Below are 23783 nucleotides of genomic sequence, written 5' to 3' on the forward strand. Positions count from 1 at the left end.
CTGTTTGTAGCACTTTAGTTGCGGTGTCATGGGGTGTCGGGGGTCGGAGGTTCAAATCCTCTCGTGCCGACCAAAAACACATTGAAAACCAGCCTTTTATGGCTGGTTTTTTTATTTCGCCTCGTCCGGCGTTTTGCGCAGGTACACCAGCGTAACCAGGCAAATCACCGCTCCGGCATAGAACGTATATTCTGCGCCAAACGTCTCCCAGATGGCTCCTGCCCCCAGGCTGGCGACTAACAATCCCACGCCGCTGACCAGACTAAAAATGCCGTAGGCGGTACCGCGCAGATCCGCAGGCGCGGTTTTCGCAATCATTGCCGCCAGCAGCCCCTGCGTCATCCCCATATGCACTCCCCAAAGCGCAACGCCCAGAAGCATTCCAGCCCAGTGGGTGCTCAGCGCCAGCACAACATCTGCCCCAATCAGCATCACCAGACCCCACTGAAGTAATCGGGTATGGCTCATCCCGTCCGATAACTTGCCAAACGGATAGGCAGAGAGGAAATAGAGCAGATTCATGGCCACCATCACCAGCGGGATCAGCGCCAGCGGCACCCCCGACTGCTGTGCGCGCAGCACAAGAAATGCTTCACTGAAACGTGCGAGCGTGAAGATGGCCCCCAGGCCAATGACCCACCAGCAGCCTTTCCCGAGACGCCTGAGGTTCTCTTTTTTGATGGGGTTCGTGCGTTTATGTTCGACGGGCGTTTTCGGCTCATGCAGGCCGAAGAAAAGCAGCGCCACGGCGAGCACGCCGGGGATCACCGCGATCCAGAAAATGGTACGAAAATCATCGTTCCACAGCAGCATTAAGCCTACGGCCAGCAACGGCCCGAGAAATGCGCCAATGGTGTCCATCGACTGACGCAAACCAAAGGCCGCGCCGCGGAGTTCCGGCGGCGTAACGTCAGCGACCAGCGCATCGCGCGGCGCTCCCCGGATCCCCTTCCCCACCCGGTCGATTAAGCGAGCCCCAAGGATCATGCCGGAGGAAGAGGCAATAGCGAACAGCGGTTTACTCAACGCGCCAAGACCGTAGCCCAGAACAGCCAGCCCTTTACGCTTGCCCAGATAGTCACTGATGGCGCCGGAAAACACCTTGATAAACAGCGCCGTGGCCTCAGCCAGGCCTTCAATCAAACCAATGAAAATCACGCTGGCTCCCAGCGTCGTAACCATAAACAACGGCAGCAGGCTATGAATGATCTCCGAAGAGATATCCATCAGCATACTGACGCCGCCCACAACCCAGACTCCTTTCGGGATCCGGCTGAGCGTTGCAAACCGGGATAACATTGCGCATCTCCTGCTTTATGTCGAACAGTCTTGTTCGAAACAGAATATCCTGGAAATGCGAATAAAAATCATCTGATATAAAAAAAGCCAGCCCGCAGGCTGGCTTCATTATCTGAGGTGAAGGCTTAGTGCTTCTCACGTCCGCCCAGGAAGAAAATGCCCAGCGGGATGGCCAGCAGAACGGTGAACACCAGACTGTAGACGAAGATCATCGCCGATTGCAGGACATACATGCTGGTTGTCCAGGCAGAGAGAGGAATGTTGTACTGTTCGATGACGCCAACAATGGTGGCCCGCCCCACGCATGCGGCAGCAATCATAAACACGACCAGCAGCGCCAGGAGGAACTTGCGGCCTTCAGGCGTTTTCAGTTTTGCTCGAACCATCTCTCTTCCCTTTTACAGATGAATAACATTATAGAGGATCTAAAATAACACAAACGCCTGCCGGACTCCACGCCAGTACAAACATCTACATAAATGGCAAATATGTGGTTTATTACGCTATTGATATTGAAAATGTAAGTAAATAACACCAATCATTCATAATTGATATGTTAACCTGTGCAGGATCGTTTTGACATAAAGGAATGACAATGAAAAACGCACCTAAATTTGCCATCGCACTCATCGCCGCCGCGTGTGTCAGCACCAGTGCTTTCGCCAGCGAAACACCTAAAGAGCAGCCGCTGGAAAAAGTCGCCCCGTATCCGAAAGCGGATAAAGGAATGAAGCGTCAGGTGATTCAGCTGCCGGCACAGCAGGATGAAGCGAATTTCAAAGTGGAGCTGTTAATTGGCAAGACGCTGGAAGTGGACTGCAACCAGCATCGCCTGGGTGGTCAGCTGGAAAGCAAAACGCTGGAAGGCTGGGGTTACGACTACTACGTCTTTGATAAAGTCACCTCGCCGGTCTCCACCATGATGGCCTGCCCGGATGGCAAGAAAGAGAAGAAATTTGTGACGGCGTATCTGGGCGACAATAGCCTGCTGCGCTACAACAGCAAGTTGCCGATCGTGGTCTATGCGCCTGAAAACGTGGAAGTGAAGTATCGCGTATGGAAGGGAGAAGAGACTGTCGGACAAGCGGTAGTACGTTAAAAGTCGGGTGGCGGCTTCGCCTAACCCGACCTACAAAACAACACCGAACATAGGCCGGGTAGGCGTCAGCGCCACCCGGCTTTTTTACCTTACAGCGCGATATCCGCAACCGGTTTGTTTTCCGGCTGAGGCTTCAGCTCCGCTTTTGGCGCAGCATCCGCAGCCTGCGGTTTGATGTACTGCAGCTGCAGTACGCGGCTGGTGTATTCCAGCTCCTGCTCCGTCGCGCTCACGTTGCCGTTCAGCTTCGTGCCATAGGATGGAATAATGGTTTTCAGCTTCGCCTGCCATTCCGGGCTGGCGATTTTATCTTTAAACACTTTTTCCATCAGGTGCAGCATGATTGGCGCAGCGGTAGACGCACCCGGTGACGCACCCAGCAGCGCGGCGATGGTGCCGTCCTTATCGCTCACCACTTCGGTGCCCAGACGCAGCACGCCACCCTCTTTCGGATCGCGCTTGATGATCTGTACGCGCTGACCCGCCTGCCACAGACGCCAGTCTTCTTTCTTCGCCTGCGGATAGTACTCTTTCAGCGCCTCGAAACGATCGTCGTCAGAGAGCATCACCTGGCTAATCAAGTATTTCACCAGGTCGAAGTTATCCAGACCCACGTCCATCATCGGCTTGACGTTAGAGGTGGTGGTTGCGCTGAGCAGGTCCCACAGGGAACCGTTTTTCAGGAACTTCGTGGAGAAGGTCGCGAACGGCCCAAACAGCACCACGCGTTTGCCGTCAAGCATACGGGTATCGATGTGCGGAACAGACATCGGCGGTGCGCCAACAGAGGCCTGACCGTACACTTTTGCCAGATGACGGTTCACCACTTCCGGGTTATCGGACACCAGGAACTGACCGCCCACCGGGAAGCCCGCGTAGTCGTCAGCTTCCGGAATACCGGACTCCTGCAGCAGCTTCAGCGCCGCGCCGCCCGCACCGATAAAGACAAACTTCGCCTTGATGACGTGCTCGGCTTCGTTGTTTTTCAGATCGGCAACGGTCACGCTCCAGCTGTTATCCGCGTTGCGCTTGAAACCACGCACTTCAGTGCTGAGCTGCAGGTTGAAGTTCTCTTTTTTCTTCAGAGACGTCACCAGCTGACGGGTAATTTCACCGTAGTTAACGTCGGTACCAATTTCGGTACGGGTCGCCGCCACTTTCTGATTCGGGTCACGACCTTCCATGACCAGCGGAGCCCACTCTTTAATCTGCGCGTGGTCTTCAGAATATTTCATCCCGCGGAACAGCGTGCTCTGCTGCAGAGCGGCGTAGCGCGCGCGCAGGAAGTTGACGTTCTGCTCACCCCACACAAAGCTCATGTGCGGTACGGTGTTGATGAAGGAGTGCGGGTCGTGCATCACGCCGCTGTTGACCTGATGAGACCAGAACTGGCGAGAAACCTGGAATGCTTCGTTGATCTCTACCGCCTTCTCGATACTAATGGAACCGTCCTTTTTCTGCGGCGTATAGTTCAGTTCCATGAGTGCCGAATGGCCGGTACCGGCGTTGTTCCAGCCGTTCGAACTCTCCTGCGCCACGCCATCAAGGCGCTCGACCATGGTCATTGACCAGTCCGGCTGCAGTTCTTGCAGATAGGTTCCCAGCGTGGCGCTCATGATACCGCCACCAATTAAAAGGACGTCCGTTTCCTGCTCTTTTGGTGCGTCAGCTTTCGCCGCCATGGAGACGGTGTTAAGCCCCACGGCCAGAGAAAAGAGCATGGCAGTCATTTTTTTCATAATTTATGCCTTAGTGTAAAAGTGCTTGATGCGTGGAAATTGCAGGTGAAAAAAGCTGCGGGGGCACGGTAACAACTTTTAAATATTGTTTAAAGGTTACGAAATTATTGTAATTGTGAAATTTAATGATGGATTGTTTGTGAGGAATTATCGATGCGTCTGGTAAAGCGCGGTTTTACTGGCTAGTATGTTGCGTTTTGTGATCGCGCGCACGGAAGCCTGCCCTAACCAGCGAACTGTTATGTCCTTACCCCATTCTGCCGTATCCCCCGAAGACCGCGTAGCCAACGTACTGCGTTCCCCTAAGCAGCTGATGCGTGAAACGCTGGCGGGCGTGATTACCGCCCTGGCGCTGATCCCCGAGGTCATCTCATTTTCGGTGGTGGCGGGCGTTGACCCGAAGGTCAGCCTGATCGCCTCCGTGGTGCTGTGTCTTGCCCTGTCCGTGCTGGGCGGTCGTCCGGCGATGGTCACGGCCGCGGCCGGTTCCGTGGCGCTGGTTATTGGGCCCATGGTGCATCAGCACGGCGTACAGTATATTCTTCCCGCCGTGCTGATGGCAGGCGTAATTCAGATTCTGTTTGGCGTGCTGGGCATGGCAAGGCTGATGCGCTTTATTCCCCAGTCGGTCATGACCGGGTTTGTTAACGCCCTGGGCATTTTGATCTTCTTCGCTCAGGTGCCGCATTTCTGGAGCCGAAGCCCGCTGATTGTGGGCCTGTTCGTGCTGACGCTGCTGATCGTGCTGTGGGTGCCGCGCTATCTCAAAAGCATCCCTTCCCCGCTGATTGCGATTGTTGTGCTTACCGTGTTCACCGTTTCAACCGGTCAAATCCTGCCGACCGTGGGCGATGAAGGCTCCATGAGCGGCGGTTTACCGGGTCTTACCGAACTTCTGGTCCCCCTCAATGTACAGACGCTGAGCATTATCTGGCCGTGCGCGTTGAGCATCGCCTTTGTCGGCCTGCTGGAATCCCTGCTGACGGCAAAGCTGGTGGATGAGCTGACCGCAACGCCGTCGAGCAAGCGCCGTGAGAGCATCGGGCTGGGCGTGGGTAATATTCTGGCCGGATTTTACGGTGGTATTGCGGGCTGCGCGATGATTGGGCAAACCATCGTTAACGTGGAGATGGGAAAAGGCCGAAGCCGCATTTCAACCCTTGCAGCGGGCATTGTGCTGCTGATCCTGGTCACGGCACTCAGCGACGTGATGGCCAACATCCCGATGGCGGTGCTGGCGGGCATTATGGCGATCGTCGCCGTCAAAACCTTCAGCTGGCACAGCCTTCAGCCCGCCACGCTGAAAACGGCCCCGATTGCAGAAACGGTCGTCATGCTGGTCACCGTTGCCGCCACGGTATCAACCGGCAATCTGGCGATTGGCGTGCTGGGCGGGATTATCGTTATGGCGCTACTCCCCGCCCGCATTAAGCGTCGGCTTAAAGAAGAAAAATCGTCGCCAGCCCAAGAAAAATAAAGAAACCGCCGGTATCGGTGATGGCGGTGATCATCACGCTCGACCCCACCGCGGGGTCGCGCCCCAGTTTGGTCATCGTCAGCGGGATAATGACCCCCATCATCGATGCCACCAGCAGATTTAGCACCATCGCCAGCATCATCACCCCACCCAGCGCCATATCGTTATACAGCCACCAGGTAATGCCGCCCATAATACCGCCCCATACCAGGCCGTTGATCAGCGCCACGCCCATCTCTCTGAAGATCAGAAAGGCGAAGTTACCGGGCTGAATATTTTCCAGCGCCAGCGCGCGGACGATCATGGTGATGGTCTGGTTTCCGGTGTTGCCGCCGATTCCGGCCACAATCGGCATCAGCGAGGCCAGCGCCACCAGCTGCGAAATGGTGTGTTCAAAACCGTCAATCACCCGGGAGGCGATAAAGGCGGTACACAGGTTAATGGCCAGCCACGCCCAGCGGGTTTTCACCGCCTTGCCGACGGAGGCATGGACGTCATCTTCGGCGCTGATCCCCCCGAGCGCACGCAGATCGTTGTCGGTTTCTTCGTAGACCACATCAACGATCTCATCGATGGTCAGACGCCCCATCAGTTTGCCGACGGAGTCCACAACGGCGGCACTCACCAGGTCATCACGTTCGAAGGTACGCGCCGCTTTCTCCGCATCGTCTTCCGGGGAGAAGACCATCGGCTCGTTTTCCATCACCTCGCTCACCTTCCGCTGGGTGCTGTTGAGCAGGATGGTTTTCAGCTCCAGTTCGCCGAGCAGGGTTTTATCCCGGGAGGTGACAAACAGTTTATCGGTGTTGTCCGGCATTTTTCCCAGGCGACGCAGGTAGCGCTGCACGGTACCCAGCGTCACGTCCGGGCGCACCGTGATAACGCCGAACTCCATGATCGCGCCGACGCTGTTTTTCTCGTAGTGCATCACCTGACGCACGCGCGCGCGTTCATCGGCAGGCAGTGATGCCAGCAGGCGACCGGTCAGGTTGCGCGGCAGGTGCTGAACGAGGTAAATCTGCTCGTCGATATCCAGGGTTTGCAGAGCGTCAAGAATATCCCGGTCGCTCATCTCGTCGATCAGGTCATCCCAGACGTTTTCAGAGGCCTCGAGCAGCACCTGCCCGCGCTCGTGATCCTGCACCAGACGCCACAGGGCGTGACGTTCTTCCGAGGGAAGCGCTTCCAGGGTATCCGCCAGATCCGGTGGGGGTAAATGAGCAACCAGCGCACCTACCTCAGCAATATCGTCGGCCAGGGTGCCGACATCATATTGCTCAGCCAGGGTCAGTTTGCCTAATAGCGTAGAGGTGACCGCTTTATCGGTCGTGAGAAGCCAGATGAGTCGCGCGCGCTCCTGGTCACGCTGTCTGGCGCTGTTTTTCTTTAATACCGACATCAATCATAAATCCATTAAATGAGTTGGGGTTAAGCATAGCGCGGGGATATGTAAATAAGAATAAACAACGGGGCGGGATGGAGAAAAAAGCGGCATTACGGCCACGATCTATCCCCTCTCCTACAGGGAGAGGGTTAGGGTGAGGGCTTCAGGCCGTACGCGCCACCGCGTCACGCGAGGCTGCATCGCGCTCTTCACCGGTCAGCTCGCTGAGCCTGCCGTCGCGCATCTCCAGCAGGCGGTCAGCATGAATGAAGTAGTGATCGTCATGGCTGATGGCGAAAATGGTTTTGCCCATCTCCTGCATCAGCGGCAGCAGCACCTGATAAAACTCGCGGCGGAAGTGCGGGTCCTGATCCGCCGCCCACTCATCCAGCAGAATGATGTCACGCTCTTCCGCCAGCGCCAGCAGCAGCGCCACGCGCTTTTTCTGCCCTTTGGAAAGCTTCAGATTGAGGATCTTCCCGTCCTGTAACTCCAGCTTGTGCGACATCTGCAGCTGCGCCAGCCATTTTTCCACCAGCGCAGGATTGGCCTGCTGCCCTTCCGGACCCAGCAGCCGATCGAACAGCCAGACGTCGGTGAACACCGCCGAGAAAAGCTTGCGGTAATCCTCGGGTTTCTCCGCGCTCAACGCTCTGCCATCCAGCAAAATCTCGCCCGACTGCGGCTGATAAAGCCCGGTAAGCAGCATCGCCAGCGTCGATTTACCGCTGCCGTTGCCGCCGATCAGGAACAGCAGCTCGCCGCGACGGATTGTCAGGTTGACTGGCCCCACGGAGAAGGCGCTGTCCTGATAGCGGAACGTGACGTTACGCAGCTCCAGCGTCTGCCAGTTCGGGAAGGCCTGCGGGCGCGGAAATTCGGCCTTAAACGGCGCGAGATCGAATTTTTTGAGCTTATTAAAGGCCACCTGCGCACTCAGCAAGGTGGGCAACGCGCCGACCGCCGAGAGCAGCGGCGTGCGCAAAAACAGCAGCGTCAGCGAGTAGGTTGCCGCGACGTTGGTGTCCGCCCAGCCCAGGCTGTTCGCCATCCAGAATACCAGGCCAATGGCACCCAGCATCATGATGTTTGACCAGTTCACCGCACTCAGGTGGAAGGTATCGGCGCGAATAATATGATGACGATATTCGCGCGCGTCCGGGATATAGAGATGGTTAAAGATATACTCGGCGCGCTCGCGGTTCAGGGTGAGCTCTTTGCGCCCTTCCAGTACCGTCTGGTAATCGTTATAGAGCTTATCTTCGGTTTCACGCAGCACCGCCATGTGTTTGTAGACGCGCGACACCAGCACAAAGCCGCCCCAGATGGTGATGGCAATCCACAGCGCGGTCACCGCCAGCATTTTGCTGGAGAGCCAGGCGAGATAAGCGGCCGATCCAAAGGTCAGAATGATCCCCTGCACCAGCTCCGGCAGACGAACGAACGCGATGGTAATGGCGCGCACGTCGCTGGTCAGCCCCGCCAGCAGGGAAGCGCTCCCGAGCTGCTCAACGCGCTCTATCTGGGTGTCCAGGATCCGCTTGATAAACTCACTGCGCAAACGGAAAACGAAATGGTGCCCAAGCGCGGTCAGCGCAAGCTGGGAACCGAGCGTAACCGCCATCAACAGGAGCAGCAGACCGAGAAACTCCGGCAATACGGAGAGCGAGGTGTCGACCATTTCAATCAACCGCACGTTAATGAACGCGATCAGGCCAATACCCAGCGCGGCGCTGGCAAGGCTTAACGCCATTACGGCAATGAAGGGCCAGCGATACTGACGCCAGACAAGGAGAAGTAGTTGCATGCAGGCAATCCGGACAATAAAAATCAGCCAGCAGTGTAAACTGCCAGGCGCGTACATCAAGAATAATTCTTATTTTTGTTTACGCATCCCCGCCTGACGGAAGGTCAGGTTATAACGGTACTCGCCCGTGAGGGGGTGGATCCCGGGTTTCAGCGGCTGAATGCCGTGATAATAAAGCCGAGATTCCCTGCCCCACACCACCACATCGCCATGTTCCAGCATGATGCGTTTGAGCGGATCGTTGCGGCGTAATCCCCCGAACTGGAAGACGGCGGGCAGACCTAACGATACAGAGACGATAGGCGCGCGCAGATCGGGCTCATCCTTGTCCTGATGCAGCGAGAGCTTCGCACCGACGGCGTAGCGGTTAATCAGACAGGCATCAGGGCGAAAGTCAGGATAATCCGCCGCCACGGCAGCCTCGTGGCAGAGAGCCTGAAAAACGGCAGGCATCGGGGGCCACGGCTGGCCGGTCGTGGGGTCGTGCGGGGCATACAGATAGCCCCGCTCGTTCGTCGCCCAGCCCAGTTCCCCGCAGTTGGCCATGGCCACCGACATGGTGTAGCCGCCCGGCGTCACCATATGGCGAAACGGCGAAACCGCCGTCACCTCGTCGATACCGGCAAGCAGCGCCGCCGCACGGGAGAGTGCAAAGCGGCGCAGGATCGCTGCCCCCGGCGCAAGCGGCTCCTGCCAGGGTTCAGCATCCGCAAAAAGATCGAGCATTATCCCTCCTGGCGTTTCGCCTCACGTTTCAGTAATAGCGCTTTTCGCGCCGTCCCCCAGCGGTAGCCCGACAGCGCACCGTCATTACGAACCACCCGATGACAGGGGATCACAATCGCCAGCGTGTTTGCCGCACAGGCGCCTGCTACGGCGCGTACCGCACTGGGCTGGCCAATCGCCTGCGCCACCTGCTGGTAACTTGCCGTTTCGCCGCTGGGAATGTTGCGAAGGGCCTGCCAGACGCGCTGCTGGAACGTGGTTCCGCGAATATCCAGCGGCAGTGCAAGCGGTATATCGCGGTTATCAATACTGGCAATCACCTGGTGGATCCGCTGCACAAAGGCGTCGTCCAGCGGCGCGTGCGTAGCTTTTGGAAATTGCGTGGCAAGCTCTGCGGTGACTTCCGCATCGGTGTCACCCAGCAGAATCGCGCAGATCCCCCGCTCGCTTTCGGCGACCAGACAGCGTCCTAACGAACAGTCATCGATGGCATACCGCACGGCCACCTCTCCTTTACGGTACTGCTTCGCCGTCATGCCCAGCGCATCGTTGGCTTTACGATAATAGCTGCTGCTGTCGGGAAACCCCGCCGCCAGCACGGCGTCGGTAATTTTGTCTCCCTGCGCAAGCGCGGCGCGCAGGCGTTGGCCCCGCGCCGCCTGCTGCCAGGCTTTTGGCGTCATGCCGGTCACGGCCTTAAACAGACGGTGGAAATGGAAAGGACTCATGGCAACCTTCTGCGCCAACCCCTCCAGGGTTAGCGCAGGATCCTGCTCCAGAAGACGGCAGGCCTGTTCCACTTTCGCCAGCTTCTGCGCCTGCGGATCGAGTTTGTCCGGCATGCAGCGCTTGCACGGACGAAAGCCTGCCTGTACGGCATGATGGGCATCAGGATAAAAGCGGACATTTTTACGCAGCGCGTGGCGGGCACGGCATGACGGGCGGCAGAAAATACCCGTGGTCTGCACGGCGAAGACAAACTGATCGTCAGCGATCGGATCGCGGGCCAGCACGGCCTGCCAGCGATCCTCATCGGTAATAAAGGTTGAGTTTCTCATTATCGGCTCCTCTTACAAGCATACATAGAGCGTGCCTGAGCGCCACTGATAAAAAACCCGCAACCTTGCTTTTTAATTTTTGTCGCTGACCAGGAAACTGTTGAACTGCGGCGAGCTCCAGGTTTTGAACCCGTCGCCCTCTTTGGTGATCATATAAACCGCCAGCCCTTCCTGACGAACCACCTCTTTGGCTTTTTCCGGGCCGAGAACCATTAATCCGGTATCCCAGGCATCCGCTTCCAGCGCGGTGGGGGCAATGACCGTCACCGAGACCAGGTTATGCGTGATGGGGCGCCCGGTCTGCGGATCGATAACGTGCGAAATACGCTTCCCCTCAAGCTCGTAATAGTTACGATAGCTTCCGGAGGTGCTGATGCCATGTCCGTTGATATCCACTATCGCCTGCACGGCATTTTGCCGATCGGTTGGTTTTTGAATCGCTACGCGCCACGGCTTATCGCTGGCGTTCATACCCCGGCTGACCAACGCGCCGCCCACCGAGACCAGATAACGGGAAATTCCTTCCTGGGCCATCAGCGCAGCAAGATGATCCGCCGCATAGCCTTCCCCGACCGTCGACAGATCGACAAACAGATCGGGGATATCTTTTTGCAGGTACTGCTGACCGTACTGGTTGATCACCGTCAGATGCTGTAGCCCTGTTCGGGCGCGGGCGTCATCAATGGCAGCCTGTTCGGGCGTCTTCACCGGCTGTTTATTCGGACCAAATCCCCAGAGGTTTACCAGCGGTCCGACGGTCACATCCATCGCCCCGTTGGTTTTGTAACCCACGCGCATTGCCTCGGTCACGATATCGGCCATCGCCTCGCTCACTGGCCACAGGGAGGTGCTGGTTGAGAGGTTAAAGCGCATCAGCGCCGAGTCATTTTTATAGGTCGACAGCAGCTGATCGTCGGCGTCCAGCTGCGACTGGATTTTGCCGCGAAGTTCGTCTGTGCGTGTTTTATCGAGGTTCATCACGCTGACGCGCCAGAAGGTCCCCATCGTTTTGCCTTCGAGCACCGTCGCGGCGGGTGCGTCGGTTTTCGCCACGGGTGTGGGATCGTTACACGCGGTCAGGAAAAAAAGCATAGCCAGAAAGCTGGCGCGTAAAAAAGTCATGTCCATTCATTATTATCCTCATGCCAGGGCGGCAAGAGTACACCAAAACGGGTGAGTTGTGAGAATCAGAGAGGCACAAAAAAGGGGCCATCAGGCCCCTTACGTCACACGATGACGCGATTAGAACTGGTAAACCAGGCCCAGCGCGACGATATCGTCAGTACCGATACCCGCCTGACGGGTAAATTCATTTTCATCAACCAGGTTGATTTTGTAATCAACATAGGTGGACATGTTTTTGTTGAAGTAGTAAGTCGCACCCACATCAACATATTTCAGCAGATCCTGATCGCCGTAACCTTCGATGTCTTTGCCTTTAGACTGCAGGTAAGCCACGGATGGACGCAGACCGAAGTCGAACTGGTACTGAGCAACCACTTCGAAGTTCTGCGCTTTGTTAGCGAAGCCGTAAGCGGTAGTCGGGTTGCTGCCGTTAGAAGTACCGAAACGGGTTGCGTTGTAGGTCTGAGAGTACTGCGCTGCCAGATAGATGTTGTTGGCATCGTATTTCAGGCCACCAGAATAGACTTCTGCGTGATCGCCATTACCGTATACGCCAGCTGCATTCTGGTCGGCGGTACGTTTGGAGGAGGACATCGCACCACCCACGCTGAAGCCTTCGCCCAGGTTATAGGTCACGGATGCACCGTAGCCGTCGCCGTTCTGGTTCAGCAGGCTGCGACCGTTAGTGTTTTCACCCTCTACGCTGCCGTTTTTGCCCTGATACTGCAGAGCAAAGTTCAGGCCGTCCACCAGACCAAAGAAGTCCTGGTTACGGTAGGTCGCGACGCCGTTAGCACGTTGCTGCAGGAAGTTGTCAGCGCCGTAGGTATCGCCGCCAAATTCTGGCAGAACGTCAGTCCAGGAAGTTACGTCGTAGATTACGCCGTAGTTACGACCGTAATCGAAAGAACCCGCCTCAGCGAATTTCAGACCCGCGAACGCCACACGCGTCCAGGACTGATTGTCACCTTCAGTGGTGTTGCCCTGAATCTGGTATTCCCACTGGCCGTAACCGGTCAGCTGATCGTTAACCTGAGTTTCGCCTTTGAAGCCAAGACGCATATAGGTCTTGTCGCCGTCGTTACCCTTGTCGTCAGAGAAATAGTGCAGACCATCAACTTTACCGTACAGATCTAATTTGTTGCCATCTTTGTTATAAATTTCGGCCGCATTTGCTGCGCCTGCCACCAGGAGTGCTGGTACCAGGAGGGACAGTACTTTAACTTTCATTTTATTAACCCTCTGTTATATGCCTTATAATTGCCACTGCTTACTGGTTAACCCTCATTAACCAGTCGGCAATTTCATTCTCCGCAAAATCACAGAATAATCCAATGCGAATATGATACGAAAACTTTGAAGATGTTTCATTTATCTATGAACATGTTTCAAAATGTAAATATCAAGGAACTTTTACAAAGCACAAATAGCTTAGAAATTTAGCACTTATAATCAAAAGAAAAATAACACACATAAAAATCAAGTAGTTATAATAAAAATCGTTACAGCACTGAATGACAAAACAAGATCGCGCCTAATCTCTAAAATATCTCTCGCTATCATCATTAACTTTATTTATTACCGTCATTCAGTTTTGAATGTCTGTTTATCCCTAATTGAGCCGAATGCTTCGCATTCGGTTTTTTTTTACCTTTCTTTACGTAACTTCTGATTTTTTGTGCTACCGCACCGAAACTGTAACGACTATTAACTAAATCCTCACCGCTATCCTTCGCTGGCGAAATATTGATGTAAAACTTAATTTCTTGTTAATTCGTGCTATTTGCTGGCTAAGCGCACTTATTATTTGTACGCGCACGGCGTGTTTGTACATGTTTAGTGCGCCACCTGCCGCCGATATTGTCCGTTGAAAAAGTCGACTCTTCCCGGGCAGTGGCGCTGGAAATTCAGTTATTACCCTTTATACTGCCCTATCGCCACAGAGCATGACCATGACGGGTTAAAGATATCAATGAGTCAGACTGAAACTACCGCCCCGAGCAAATTTTCCCTCCTTCCCGGGAGCATCACCCGTTTCTTTCTTCTTCTGATCGTTGTGCTGTTAGTGACCATGGGGGTGATGGTACAAAGCGCGGTTAACGCCTGGCTGAAGGATAAGAGCTATCAGGTCGTCGATATCACCCATGCCGTGCATAAGCGCATCGATACCTGGCGCTACGCCACCTGGCAGATTTACGACAATATCGCGGCCGCCCCGGCCTCCTCGTCCGGAGATGGACTTCAGGAGACACGGCTTAAGCAGGATGTCTACTATCTCGAAAAACCGCAGCGTAAGACCGAGGCGCTTATTTTTGGCTCTCACGACAGCGCGACGCTTGAGATGACGCAGCGTATTTCGACCTATCTGGATACTCTCTGGGGTGCCGAAACGGTGCCATGGTCGATGTACTATCTGAACGGTCAGGACAACAGCATGATCCTGATCTCCACGCTGCCATTAAAAGATCTCTCTTCCGGGTTTAAAGAGACCACCGTGGGCAGCATCGTCGATTCCCGCCGGGCAGAGATGCTGCAGCAGGCGAATGCCCTTGATGAACGTGAGAGCTTCTCTTCCCTGCGTCGTCTGGCCTGGCAAAACGGTCATTATTTTACCCTGCGCACCACGTTCAACCAGCCAGGACACCTGGCGACGGTGGTGGCCTTCGATTTACCGATTAATGATTTAATCCCGCCGGACATGCCGCTCGACAGCTTCCGTCTGGAGCCCGACAGCAGCACCCAGAACATGCGGGCGGCGTCTGACAAAGAGGCCGCAGAGAGCGTATCGATCTCCTTTAACGGCTCGAAAATCGAAATTGCCTCATCATTGAATTCAACCGGTATGCGTCTGGTGTGGCAGGTGCCGTTTGGCACGCTGTTGCTCGATACCCTGCAAAATATCCTGCTGCCTCTGCTGTTAAATATCGGTCTGCTGGCGCTGGCGCTGTTTGGCTACAGCACCTTCCGTTTCCAGTCGGGTCGTCAGAGCGACGCCTCTGCGGTTCCGGCCGGCACCAGCAATGAGCTGCGCGTATTGCGTGCACTGAATGAAGAGATTGTTTCCGTGCTGCCGCTTGGGGTCTTAGTTCACGACCAGGAGGCGAATCGTACGGTGATGAGCAACAAAATTGCCGACCATCTGCTGCCGCATCTTAACCTGCAGAACATCACCACCATGGCGGATCAGCATCAGGGAGTGATTCAGGCCACCATCAACAATGAACTGTACGAAATCCGTCAGTTCCGCAGCCAGGTGGCTCCCCGCACGCAAATCTTCATTATTCGCGACCAGGATCGCGAAGTGCTGGTCAATAAAAAGCTCAAGCAGGCACAAAGACTGTATGAGAAAAACCAGCAGGGGCGCGCCGCATTCATGCAGAACATTGGCGATGCCTTCAAGCAGCCGTTAAAAACGCTGGCGACCCAGGCGGCGGCGTTAAACACCGCTGAAAGCCACCAGCTTGCCTGCCAGGCCGATTCGCTGGTCAGAATGGTTGATGAGATCCAGCTGGCGAACATGCTGGAGAATGATTTCTGGAAGGGAACCCCAACCCTCTTCTCCATTCAGGAACTGATCGATGAAGTGGTGCCGGAAGTGCTGCCCGTCATTAAGCGCAAAGGGTTGCAGCTGCTGATCAATAACAATCTCCCTGCGAATGACGAACGCCACGGCGATCGTGAAGCGCTGCGGCGTATTCTGCTGATGATTATTCAGTACGCTGTGACCACCACGCAGATTGGCAAGATCACCCTCGAAGTTGGCACTGAGGAGTCAGCAGAAGACCGCCTGACGTTCCGCATCCTGGACACCGGGGAAGGCGTCACCACGAGTGAAATTGATAATCTGCACTTCCCGTTCCTGAATGACACGCAAAGCGATCGCTACGGCAAGGCCAATGCCCTGACCTTCTGGCTGTGCGATCAGCTGGCGCGTAAGCTCGGCGGCCATCTGAATATCAAAGCCCGTGAATCCCTCGGCACCCGTTATTCTCTGCACGTGAAAATGGCGGCCAATCCGCAGGAAGAAGATGAAGAACGTCTGCTGGATGATGTCGTGGTGATGGTTGATGTGACCTCGAACGAGATCCGCAATATTGTCGTTCGCCAGTTAGAAAACTGGGGTGCGGCCTGCATCACGCCGGATGAAAGACTTGCAAGTCAAGAATTTGATCTGTTTTTAACTGATAATCCGTCTAATCTTACTGCCTCCGGCTTGCTTTTAAGCGATGATGAGTCAGGCGTGCGGAAAATCGGCCCTGGCCAACTGCGCGTCAACTTTAATATAAGCAATGCGATGCAGGAAGCTGTACTACAACTAATAGAAGAGCAGCTGGCGCAGGAAGAGATAGCGGAATCCCCGTTAGGCGGCAATGAAAATGCCGAGCTTCACGCCAGCGGATACTATTCACTCTTTGTTGATACAGTACCAGATGATGTTAAGCGGTTGTATACTGAGTCCGCTGCGAATGATTTTGCAGCGCTGGCACAGACAGCACACCGGCTTAAAGGGGTGTTTGCCATGCTTAATCTGGTTCCCGGCAAGCAGTTATGTGAAACGCTGGAACATCTAATTCGTGAGAAAGATGCCTCTGGCATTGAAAAATACATCAGCGACATTGACGCCTACGTCAAAAGCTTGCTGTAGCAAGGTAGCCTTATACATGAACAATATGAACGTAATTATTGCCGATGACCATCCGATTGTACTGTTCGGTATTCGCAAATCACTTGAACAGATCGAGTGGGTGAATGTAGTCGGTGAATTTGAAGACTCTACAGCACTGATCAATAACCTCCCAAAGCTTGATGCACACGTGCTCATTACCGATCTCTCCATGCCTGGAGACAAGTACGGTGATGGAATCACGCTCATCAAATATATTAAACGTCACTTCCCGGATATCTCGATCATTGTTCTGACCATGAACAACAACCCGGCGATCCTGAGCGCGGTCCTGGATCTGGACATCGAAGGGATTGTGCTGAAACAGGGCGCACCGACCGATCTGCCAAAAGCGCTTGCTGCGCTACAGAAAGGCAAGAAGTTCACGCCTGAGAGCGTCTCTCGTCTGCTGGAAAAAATCAGCGCGGGTGGCTACGGTGACAAACGCCTGTCGCCGAAAGAGAGTGAAGTTCTGCGCCTGTTCGCCGAAGGTTTCCTGGTGACCGAGATCGCCAAGAAGCTGAACCGCAGCATTAAAACCATCAGCAGCCAGAAGAAATCAGCGATGATGAAACTGGGCGTGGACAACGATATTGCACTGCTGAACTATCTCTCCTCCGTCACGCTGAGCGCAACGGACAAGGATTGATCTCAACGGGTGTGCGGCCTGATGCCCTCACCCCGCCCCTCTCCCACCGGGAGAGGGTGAAAAGCTTAAAAGGCCCTTGCGGGCCTTTTTTATATTCTTGTTTTTCTCACGCGCTCCGCGTAAATCGACAATGTCTGCTTCAGCACGTCCAGCGTCACCGGTTTCGACAGACAGCTGTCCATGCCTGACTCCAGACAGCGCTGCTTCTCTTCCGCCAGCGCGTTCGCCGTTACGCCCACCACTGGCAACGTCAGGCCAAGCTGTCGGATGCGCTGCGTCAGACGGTAGCCGTCCATGTTAGGCATGTTGACGTCGCTCAGCACGATATCAATATGATTCTTACTCAGCACGTTCAGCGCATCCACGCCGTCATTGGCGGTTTTGCACTGGTAGCCCAGCGATCCAAGCTGGTCAGCCAGCAGGCGACGGTTAATCGGATGGTCATCCACCACCAGAATCATCATATCGTCATTCACCGACGCCAGAGACTCCGGTGACGGCAGTCCGCCCGCGCCGTCGCTCTCTTCCAGTTCCACTTTGTAGATGCGTGCCAGCAGGCTCAACAGCTCGTGCGGGGTGGCGACACTGTGTACCCATTCTCCTGGCGCACGCTCAACCGGGATACCGATGTGGCGACGGCAGAAGAGCACTGACCCTCTCCCCTGCCACGGCTGTTCCGGCATCTCGTCGGCGATCAGCACATCGTCCACGTCCGGTGTTTGACCTTCATAGCGGCACACCCTCACGCCGCTGTGGGCAAGCAGCGCCGTCAGATAGTCATTCAGCGAGGCGTTATGCACCGCCAGCCAGCAGCGCTTATCGCTCAGCCCGTCTACCGTGGCTTTTGCCGGATACTGCGCCGAATAGAGCGGAATGCGGATGGTGAACTGGCTGCCCATGCCGGGCTCGGTATCCACGGAGATATCACCGTCCATCATGCTGACGAGCTTCTCACAAATCGCCAGCCCCAGTCCGGTTCCCTGGAAGTTACGCTGCACGCCGGTACCGACCTGGAAGAACGGATCGAACAGACGAACCACCTCCTTCGCCGGGATGCCGACGCCCGTGTCGCGCACGCGAATGCTCAGGTAATCCCCCGCCCGGCAGACGTGCAGCACAATACAGCCGGTATCGGTGAATTTAATGGCGTTGCTGAGCAGGTTAGAGATGACCTGTTGCAGGCGCATCGGATCGCCGTGCAGCGTCAGAGGCACGTCCGGCTCAATAAAGCAGTAGAGCCCCAGCTGTTTACGCACCACCAGCGGGAGATAGTTGGCGCTGATATGGTTCATCACCTCGCGCGGCGAAAACTCGCGCGGCTCGATTTTCAGCTGCTCGGACTCGATTTTAGAGAAGTCGAGAATATCGCTGATGATCTTCAGCAGCAGGCTGGAAGAATTGTTCATCGCCGTCACCAGCCGGTCGACGCCTTTCGGCAGCTCTTTAGTCTGCAGCAGGTCGAGGTTACCGATGATCCCGTACAGCGGCGTACGCAGCTCGTGGCTGACGGTGGCAAGGAACATGGACTTCGACTGGCTGGCCTGCTCTGCCGCCTGCGCCATCTCCTGCAAGGACTCTTCCATCTTCACGCGCGCGGAGACATCCACCAGCACGCAAATCGCCACGTTTTCATTGCGATAGCGGGAATGCACAAAGCTGATCTGCAGGTTGGTGTGCGTACTCGTCAACACGTCGACAAAGTTAACCTGCTGACCGCAGATAATTTGCGTCAGCCTCTGCCGGTCTTCGTGCGTCAGCATGTTCAGGTAGTTATGTGCCAGTTCGTTACTCAGGATATTGGTCCCGTCCTGGGTACGCAGAATACAGATCCCCACCGGCGCCGAGGCAACAATCTTGCGGTTAAACTGCTCGTGTTCCTCCAGTCGCTGGGCGTCGCTCTCGGCAGGAATAAAGATTTTCCGCTCATACATGCGCGCCAGGGTGAACAGCGCCCCACCCGCGATCAGGTTCAGCAGAATGGCATTCATAATAAGAATGCGTATCCGCTCAAGCACCATATCCACCGGCAGCGAATAGACGATACTGAGCGACGAAGGCGGCAGGCTCTTCTTCAGCACCAGCTCGCGGAAACCTGAGGTATAGCCAAACCACGACCGCTCCTGCATCCAGTGCGGTTCGACGTTTAGACGGTTATCAGGCCCGGCAAGCGAGATCAGCTGATGACCGTTTTCATCCAGAATGGTCACGCCCATGGGCAGGCTGCCCGGGGTGAAGAAGTTTTCCATGCGAATGGTCTGCTCAATCCCCAGCAGCGCCTGCAGGCGATTGCCCAGATAAACCGGCGTCAGGGCGTAGAAATAGCCCACGCCCGGACGTGGGCCCTGGCTCACCCAGAAGATGTTATTGCCGCGCTCGTCCTGCGGTGCATTGCGGTATTTGACAATACGTTCATGCAGGCTTTTCAGCGCATCGTCACGCTCAACGGGCACGTCGCGCAGGCCAAAGTCAGCCATGCAGAGATTCTCGCTGCCAATCAGGAAGACACGGTTCAGGTCGTAGGCGGCGGAGAAATTGTCGCGCCAGTAGCGCATAAACCAGGCGAGCGATTCCAGAGAGCCGCGCCAGGTATTGCTCATGGTGGAGCAATCGGAATCCGGGAACAGCGGCTGGAAGTCCGGGACTTCGGTTTTGTCATCACGCCCGCGAAGCGCAAGGATGCCGTTTTCCGCCGTCAGACGATTTTCGGCAATATACTTCAGCTCCTTCATCACGTCAGACGTTCGCTGAATGTAGCGCTGGGCCTGGTCGGAGCTTAAGTTAAACTCCTGGCGGATCTCCGCTTCTTTCTGGTGCAGCGCGTTAACGATGTAAAACACCGAGAACAGGGCCACCAGCAGCCAAAGCAAGAGCGCCAGCGCCCGAAACAGATAGCGAGAGACTTTCAGCGTAGTACGAAAGGAGACGAGGTATTTCAAGGGGGCGAGGCTCCGCCGTCGGGGTCAAAAGAATGTGGTTAAGGTAGCGGTAAACGCGCCAGGTCGCAACGTTGACTTATCTGCTTGTGCAAAAGAAAAGGGCCGGAATCCGGCCCTTTTTTTTTGCATCAGAAGACATTACTCGTCAGCGTCATCCGCTGCGTCATCGTCAGTGTCGACTTCCGGCGCGATATCATCATCGCCTTCCGCAACGCTACCGTCGATGGAATCAAGCTCTTCATCATCCACCGGCTCAGCAACACGCTGCAGACCCACCACGTTCTCATCTTCCGCTGTACGGATGAGGATTACGCCCTGGGTATTACGCCCTACCACGCTGATCTCAGACACGCGGGTACGCACCAGCGTACCGGCATCGGTGATCATCATGATCTGGTCCGCATCGTCCACCTGCACCGCGCCCACAACGGAACCGTTGCGCTCGGTAACTTTGATAGAGATAACGCCCTGCGTGCCGCGAGACTTGGTTGGGTATTCCCCTTCCGCCGTACGTTTACCGTAACCATTCTGCGTTACGGTCAGGATAGCCCCTTCACCGCGCGGAATAATCAGAGAAACCACGCTGTCTTCGCCAGCCAGCTTGATACCACGCACGCCCGTCGCGGTACGACCCATCGCACGGACGGCGTTCTCTTTAAAGCGCACCACTTTACCGGCCGCAGAGAACAGCATCACTTCATCAGAACCGGAGGTCAGATCCACACCGATCAGCTCGTCGCCTTCGTTCAGGTTCACGGCGATAATACCGGCAGAACGCGGACGGCTGAACTCGGTCAGCGCGGTTTTCTTCACGGTACCGCTGGCGGTCGCCATAAAGACGTTCACGCCCTCTTCGTACTCGCGTACCGGCAGGATGGCGGTGATACGTTCGTCCGCTTCCAGCGGCAGCAGGTTAACGATTGGACGACCACGTGCGCCACGGCTCGCTTCCGGCAGCTGATAGACTTTCATCCAGTACAGACGACCGCGGCTGGAGAAGCAGAGGATCGTGTCATGGGTGTTAGCCACCAGCAGGCGGTCAATAAAGTCTTCTTCTTTAATACGTGCCGCAGACTTGCCTTTACCGCCACGACGCTGTGCTTCGTAGTCGGTCAGCGGCTGATACTTCACATAGCCCTGGTGAGACAGGGTAACCACCACGTCTTCGCGGTTGATCAGATCTTCAATGTTGATATCAGAGCTGTTCGCGGTGATTTCGGTCCGGCGCTCGTCGCCGAACTGATCGCGGACCAGCTCCAGCTCTTCACGGATCACTTCCATCAGACGCTCTGCGCTACCCAGGATGTGCAGCAGCTCAGCAATCTGTTCCAGCAGCTCTTTGTATTCGTCGAGCAGTTTTTCATGCTCAAGGCCGGTCAGTTTCTGCAGACGCAGATCCAGAATCGCCTGGGCCTGCTGTTCAGTCAGGTAATACTGACCGTCACGCACGCCGAATTCAGGTTCCAGCCACTCAGGACGCGCTGCGTCATCGCCCGCACGTTCCAGCATCGCGGCGACGTTACCCAGATCCCACGGACGGGAAATCAGGGCAGCTTTCGCTTCCGCCGGGGTTGGCGCACGACGGATCAGTTCGATGATCGGGTCGATGTTGGCCAGCGCAACCGCCAGCGCTTCAAGGATGTGCGCACGGTCGCGCGCTTTGCGCAGTTCGAAGATGGTACGGCGGGTCACCACTTCACGGCGGTGACGCACGAACGCGCTCAGGATCTCTTTCAGGTTCATGATCTTCGGCTGACCATGGTGCAGTGCAACCATGTTGATACCGAAGGAGACCTGAAGCTGAGTCTGGGAGTACAGGTTGTTCAGCACAACCTCACCCACCGCGTCGCGTTTAATCTCAATCACGATGCGCATACCGTCTTTGTCAGACTCGTCACGCAGCGCGCTGATGCCTTCAACGCGTTTTTCTTTTACCAGCTCGGCGATTTTTTCAATCAGACGCGCTTTGTTCACCTGATACGGGATCTCGTGAACAATGATGGTTTCACGGCCGGTTTTAGCGTCCGCTTCCACTTCGGCGCGGGCACGGATGTAAATCTTGCCGCGACCGGTGCGGTACGCTTCTTCTATACCACGACGACCGTTGATGATCGCCGCCGTCGGGAAGTCCGGGCCCGGGATGTGTTCCATCAGCCCTTCAATGCTGATGTCTTCATCGTCGATATAGGCCAGGCAGCCGTTGATCACCTCGGTGATATTGTGCGGCGGAATGTTGGTTGCCATACCGACCGCGATACCGGACGAACCGTTAACCAACAGGTTCGGGATCTTGGTGGGCATCACATCTGGGATGCGCTCGGTGCCGTCGTAGTTATCGACGAAATCAACGGTCTCTTTTTCCAGGTCGGCCATCAGCTCATGAGCGATTTTCGACATACGGATTTCCGTATAACGCATCGCCGCAGCGGAGTCGCCGTCGACTGAACCAAAGTTACCCTGGCCATCTACCAGCATGTAGCGCAAGGAGAATGGCTGCGCCATACGAACGATGGTGTCATAAACGGCGGTATCACCATGCGGGTGATATTTACCGATGACGTCACCGACGACGCGGGCAGATTTTTTATAGGCTTTATTCCAGTCATTGCCCAATACGTTCATGGCGTATAGTACGCGACGGTGTACCGGCTTAAGGCCATCGCGGACGTCCGGCAGCGCACGGCCAACAATGACCGACATCGCATAGTCCAGATAGGAGCTCTTCAGCTCTTCCTCGATGTTAACCGGTGTAATTTCTCTCGCAAGGTCGCTCATCTAACCGCTATCCCTCTACTGTATCCCGGATTCAAAGGTCGCAAATTATAACACAGCCGAGGTGATTGAGGTAAACCTATACGCTTTATTCACGGGGATTGCCTGATATACTCATTCGTCTTGCTAAATAAGGAGTAAAAGCGCCCATGAATGCCGAAAAATCCCCGGTGGTTCACAACGTTGACCACGAAGAGATTGCCAAATTTGAAGCGGTGGCGTCCCGCTGGTGGGATCTCGAAGGTGAGTTCAAACCGCTGCACCGTATTAACCCGCTGCGTCTGGGCTATATCGCGGAGCGTTCCGGCGGTCTGTTCGGTAAGAAAGTGCTCGACGTCGGCTGCGGCGGCGGTATCCTGGCGGAAAGCATGGCGCGCGAAGGGGCGAATGTTACGGGCCTGGATATGGGCTTTGAACCGCTGCAGGTGGCCCGCCTTCATGCGCTGGAGTCTGGTATACAGGTGGAATACGTGCAGGAAACCGTAGAAGAGCACGCGGCAAAACACGCCCATCAGTACGATGTGGTGACCTGCATGGAGATGCTGGAGCACGTTCCCGATCCGCAGTCGGTGGTGCACGCCTGTGCAAAACTGGTAAAACCGGGCGGCCAGGTCTTCTTCTCAACCCTCAACCGCAACGCTAAAGCCTGGCTGATGGCCGTCGTCGGCGCGGAGTATGTGCTGCGCATGGTGCCGAAAGGGACCCACGACGTGAAGAAATTCATTAAGCCTGCAGAGCTGTTAAGCTGGGTTGATCAAACGTGGCTCAAAGAGCAGCACATCATCGGCCTGCACTACAATCCGCTGACCAATAAATTCAAACTCGCACCGGGCGTTGATGTTAACTATATGTTGCACACAACCGCCAAAAACGACTAACGTCATTCGTTATTCTTATAAAGATTGCGCGACATCATGTTGCGCAATTCTGACCTCTCGTTGAAGAAATCAGCACTCGATCAAATTTTGAATTTTTTTTCTTAATTATTGACATGTCTTCCAGGCCTTACGGTACGAGGACTTAGCCTTTTTTACCCTTTCACAACCTCA

General features: G+C 55.4%; 16 protein-coding genes. 5 read left to right on the plus strand and 11 right to left on the minus strand.

Features of this window, described 5'->3' with window-relative positions:
* Positions 1–111: 111 nt before the first annotated feature.
* Complete coding sequence (locus BM007_RS16635) at positions 112–1299, minus strand: MFS transporter (protein ID WP_090419906.1); 1188 nt, start codon at positions 1297–1299, stop codon at positions 112–114.
* Between the two features lie 125 nt (positions 1300–1424).
* Positions 1425–1685, minus strand: coding sequence for a DUF2534 family protein (locus tag BM007_RS16640; protein ID WP_008500962.1), 261 nt, complete (start codon positions 1683–1685; stop codon positions 1425–1427).
* Positions 1686–1894: 209 nt separating this feature from the next.
* On the opposite strand from BM007_RS16640, the gene eco reads away from it, so the two are divergent.
* Positions 1895–2398: a serine protease inhibitor ecotin gene (gene eco, locus BM007_RS16645; protein WP_090419909.1), complete on the plus strand. Its 504-nt coding sequence runs from the start codon at positions 1895–1897 to the stop codon at positions 2396–2398.
* 89 nt (positions 2399–2487) lie between these two features.
* Here the strand turns inward: eco and mqo are convergent, their stop codons facing one another.
* Positions 2488–4137: a malate dehydrogenase (quinone) gene (gene mqo, locus BM007_RS16650; RefSeq protein ID WP_024908193.1), complete on the minus strand. Its 1650-nt coding sequence runs from the start codon at positions 4135–4137 to the stop codon at positions 2488–2490.
* 187 nt (positions 4138–4324) lie between these two features.
* Here mqo and BM007_RS16655 point away from each other — a divergent pair, with 187 nt between their 5' ends.
* Entirely contained in the window at positions 4325–5614 is a 1290-nt protein-coding gene (locus BM007_RS16655) for a SulP family inorganic anion transporter (protein WP_090419912.1), read from the plus strand.
* Here BM007_RS16655 and mgtE read toward each other — a convergent pair.
* The 6 genes from mgtE to BM007_RS16685 form a co-directional block, all read right to left on the minus strand.
* On the minus strand, positions 5577–7013 hold the full coding sequence (mgtE, locus tag BM007_RS16660; protein WP_090419915.1) for a magnesium transporter: 1437 nt from the start codon (positions 7011–7013) through the stop codon (positions 5577–5579). The genes BM007_RS16655 and mgtE overlap by 38 nt on opposite strands.
* Before the next feature lie 148 nt (positions 7014–7161).
* Positions 7162–8805: a multidrug ABC transporter permease/ATP-binding protein gene (locus tag BM007_RS16665; RefSeq protein WP_090420248.1), complete on the minus strand. Its 1644-nt coding sequence runs from the start codon at positions 8803–8805 to the stop codon at positions 7162–7164.
* 69 nt (positions 8806–8874) lie between these two features.
* Entirely contained in the window at positions 8875–9531 is a 657-nt protein-coding gene (gene alkB, locus BM007_RS16670; protein ID WP_090419919.1) for a DNA oxidative demethylase AlkB, read from the minus strand.
* Positions 9531–10589, minus strand: coding sequence for a bifunctional DNA-binding transcriptional regulator/O6-methylguanine-DNA methyltransferase Ada (gene ada, locus BM007_RS16675; protein WP_090419922.1), 1059 nt, complete (start codon positions 10587–10589; stop codon positions 9531–9533). The genes alkB and ada overlap by 1 nt, the downstream gene beginning before the upstream one ends.
* A 72-nt stretch (positions 10590–10661) precedes the next feature.
* A complete protein-coding gene (gene apbE, locus BM007_RS16680) occupies positions 10662–11717 on the minus strand; it encodes an FAD:protein FMN transferase ApbE (RefSeq protein ID WP_032646590.1) in 1056 nt (351 codons plus the stop codon).
* A 114-nt stretch (positions 11718–11831) separates the two neighbouring features.
* Positions 11832–12944 (minus strand): porin OmpC, encoded by a 1113-nt coding sequence (locus BM007_RS16685; RefSeq protein ID WP_024908199.1) that lies wholly within the window; start codon positions 12942–12944, stop codon positions 11832–11834.
* Between the two features lie 742 nt (positions 12945–13686).
* Here BM007_RS16685 and rcsD point away from each other — a divergent pair.
* Positions 13687–16359 (plus strand): phosphotransferase RcsD, encoded by a 2673-nt coding sequence (gene rcsD, locus BM007_RS16690; RefSeq protein WP_090419925.1) that lies wholly within the window; start codon positions 13687–13689, stop codon positions 16357–16359.
* Between the two features lie 16 nt (positions 16360–16375).
* Positions 16376–17026, plus strand: a complete 651-nt coding sequence (gene rcsB / locus BM007_RS16695; RefSeq protein WP_003859405.1) for a response regulator transcription factor RcsB — start codon at positions 16376–16378, stop codon at positions 17024–17026.
* Between the two features lie 89 nt (positions 17027–17115).
* Here rcsB and rcsC read toward each other — a convergent pair whose 3' ends face one another.
* Positions 17116–19962: a two-component system sensor histidine kinase RcsC gene (gene rcsC / locus BM007_RS16700; RefSeq protein WP_090419928.1), complete on the minus strand. Its 2847-nt coding sequence runs from the start codon at positions 19960–19962 to the stop codon at positions 17116–17118.
* 138 nt (positions 19963–20100) lie between these two features.
* Complete coding sequence (gyrA, locus tag BM007_RS16705) at positions 20101–22737, minus strand: DNA topoisomerase (ATP-hydrolyzing) subunit A (RefSeq protein WP_024908202.1); 2637 nt, start codon at positions 22735–22737, stop codon at positions 20101–20103.
* A gap of 146 nt (positions 22738–22883) precedes the next feature.
* On the opposite strand from gyrA, the gene ubiG reads away from it, so the two are divergent.
* Positions 22884–23612: a bifunctional 2-polyprenyl-6-hydroxyphenol methylase/3-demethylubiquinol 3-O-methyltransferase UbiG gene (ubiG, locus tag BM007_RS16710; RefSeq protein ID WP_024908203.1), complete on the plus strand. Its 729-nt coding sequence runs from the start codon at positions 22884–22886 to the stop codon at positions 23610–23612.
* Positions 23613–23783: the final 171 nt, after the last annotated feature.

Source organism: Enterobacter sp. NFIX59, from assembly GCF_900113755.1.
GTDB classification, from domain to species: domain Bacteria; phylum Pseudomonadota; class Gammaproteobacteria; order Enterobacterales; family Enterobacteriaceae; genus Enterobacter; species Enterobacter pseudoroggenkampii.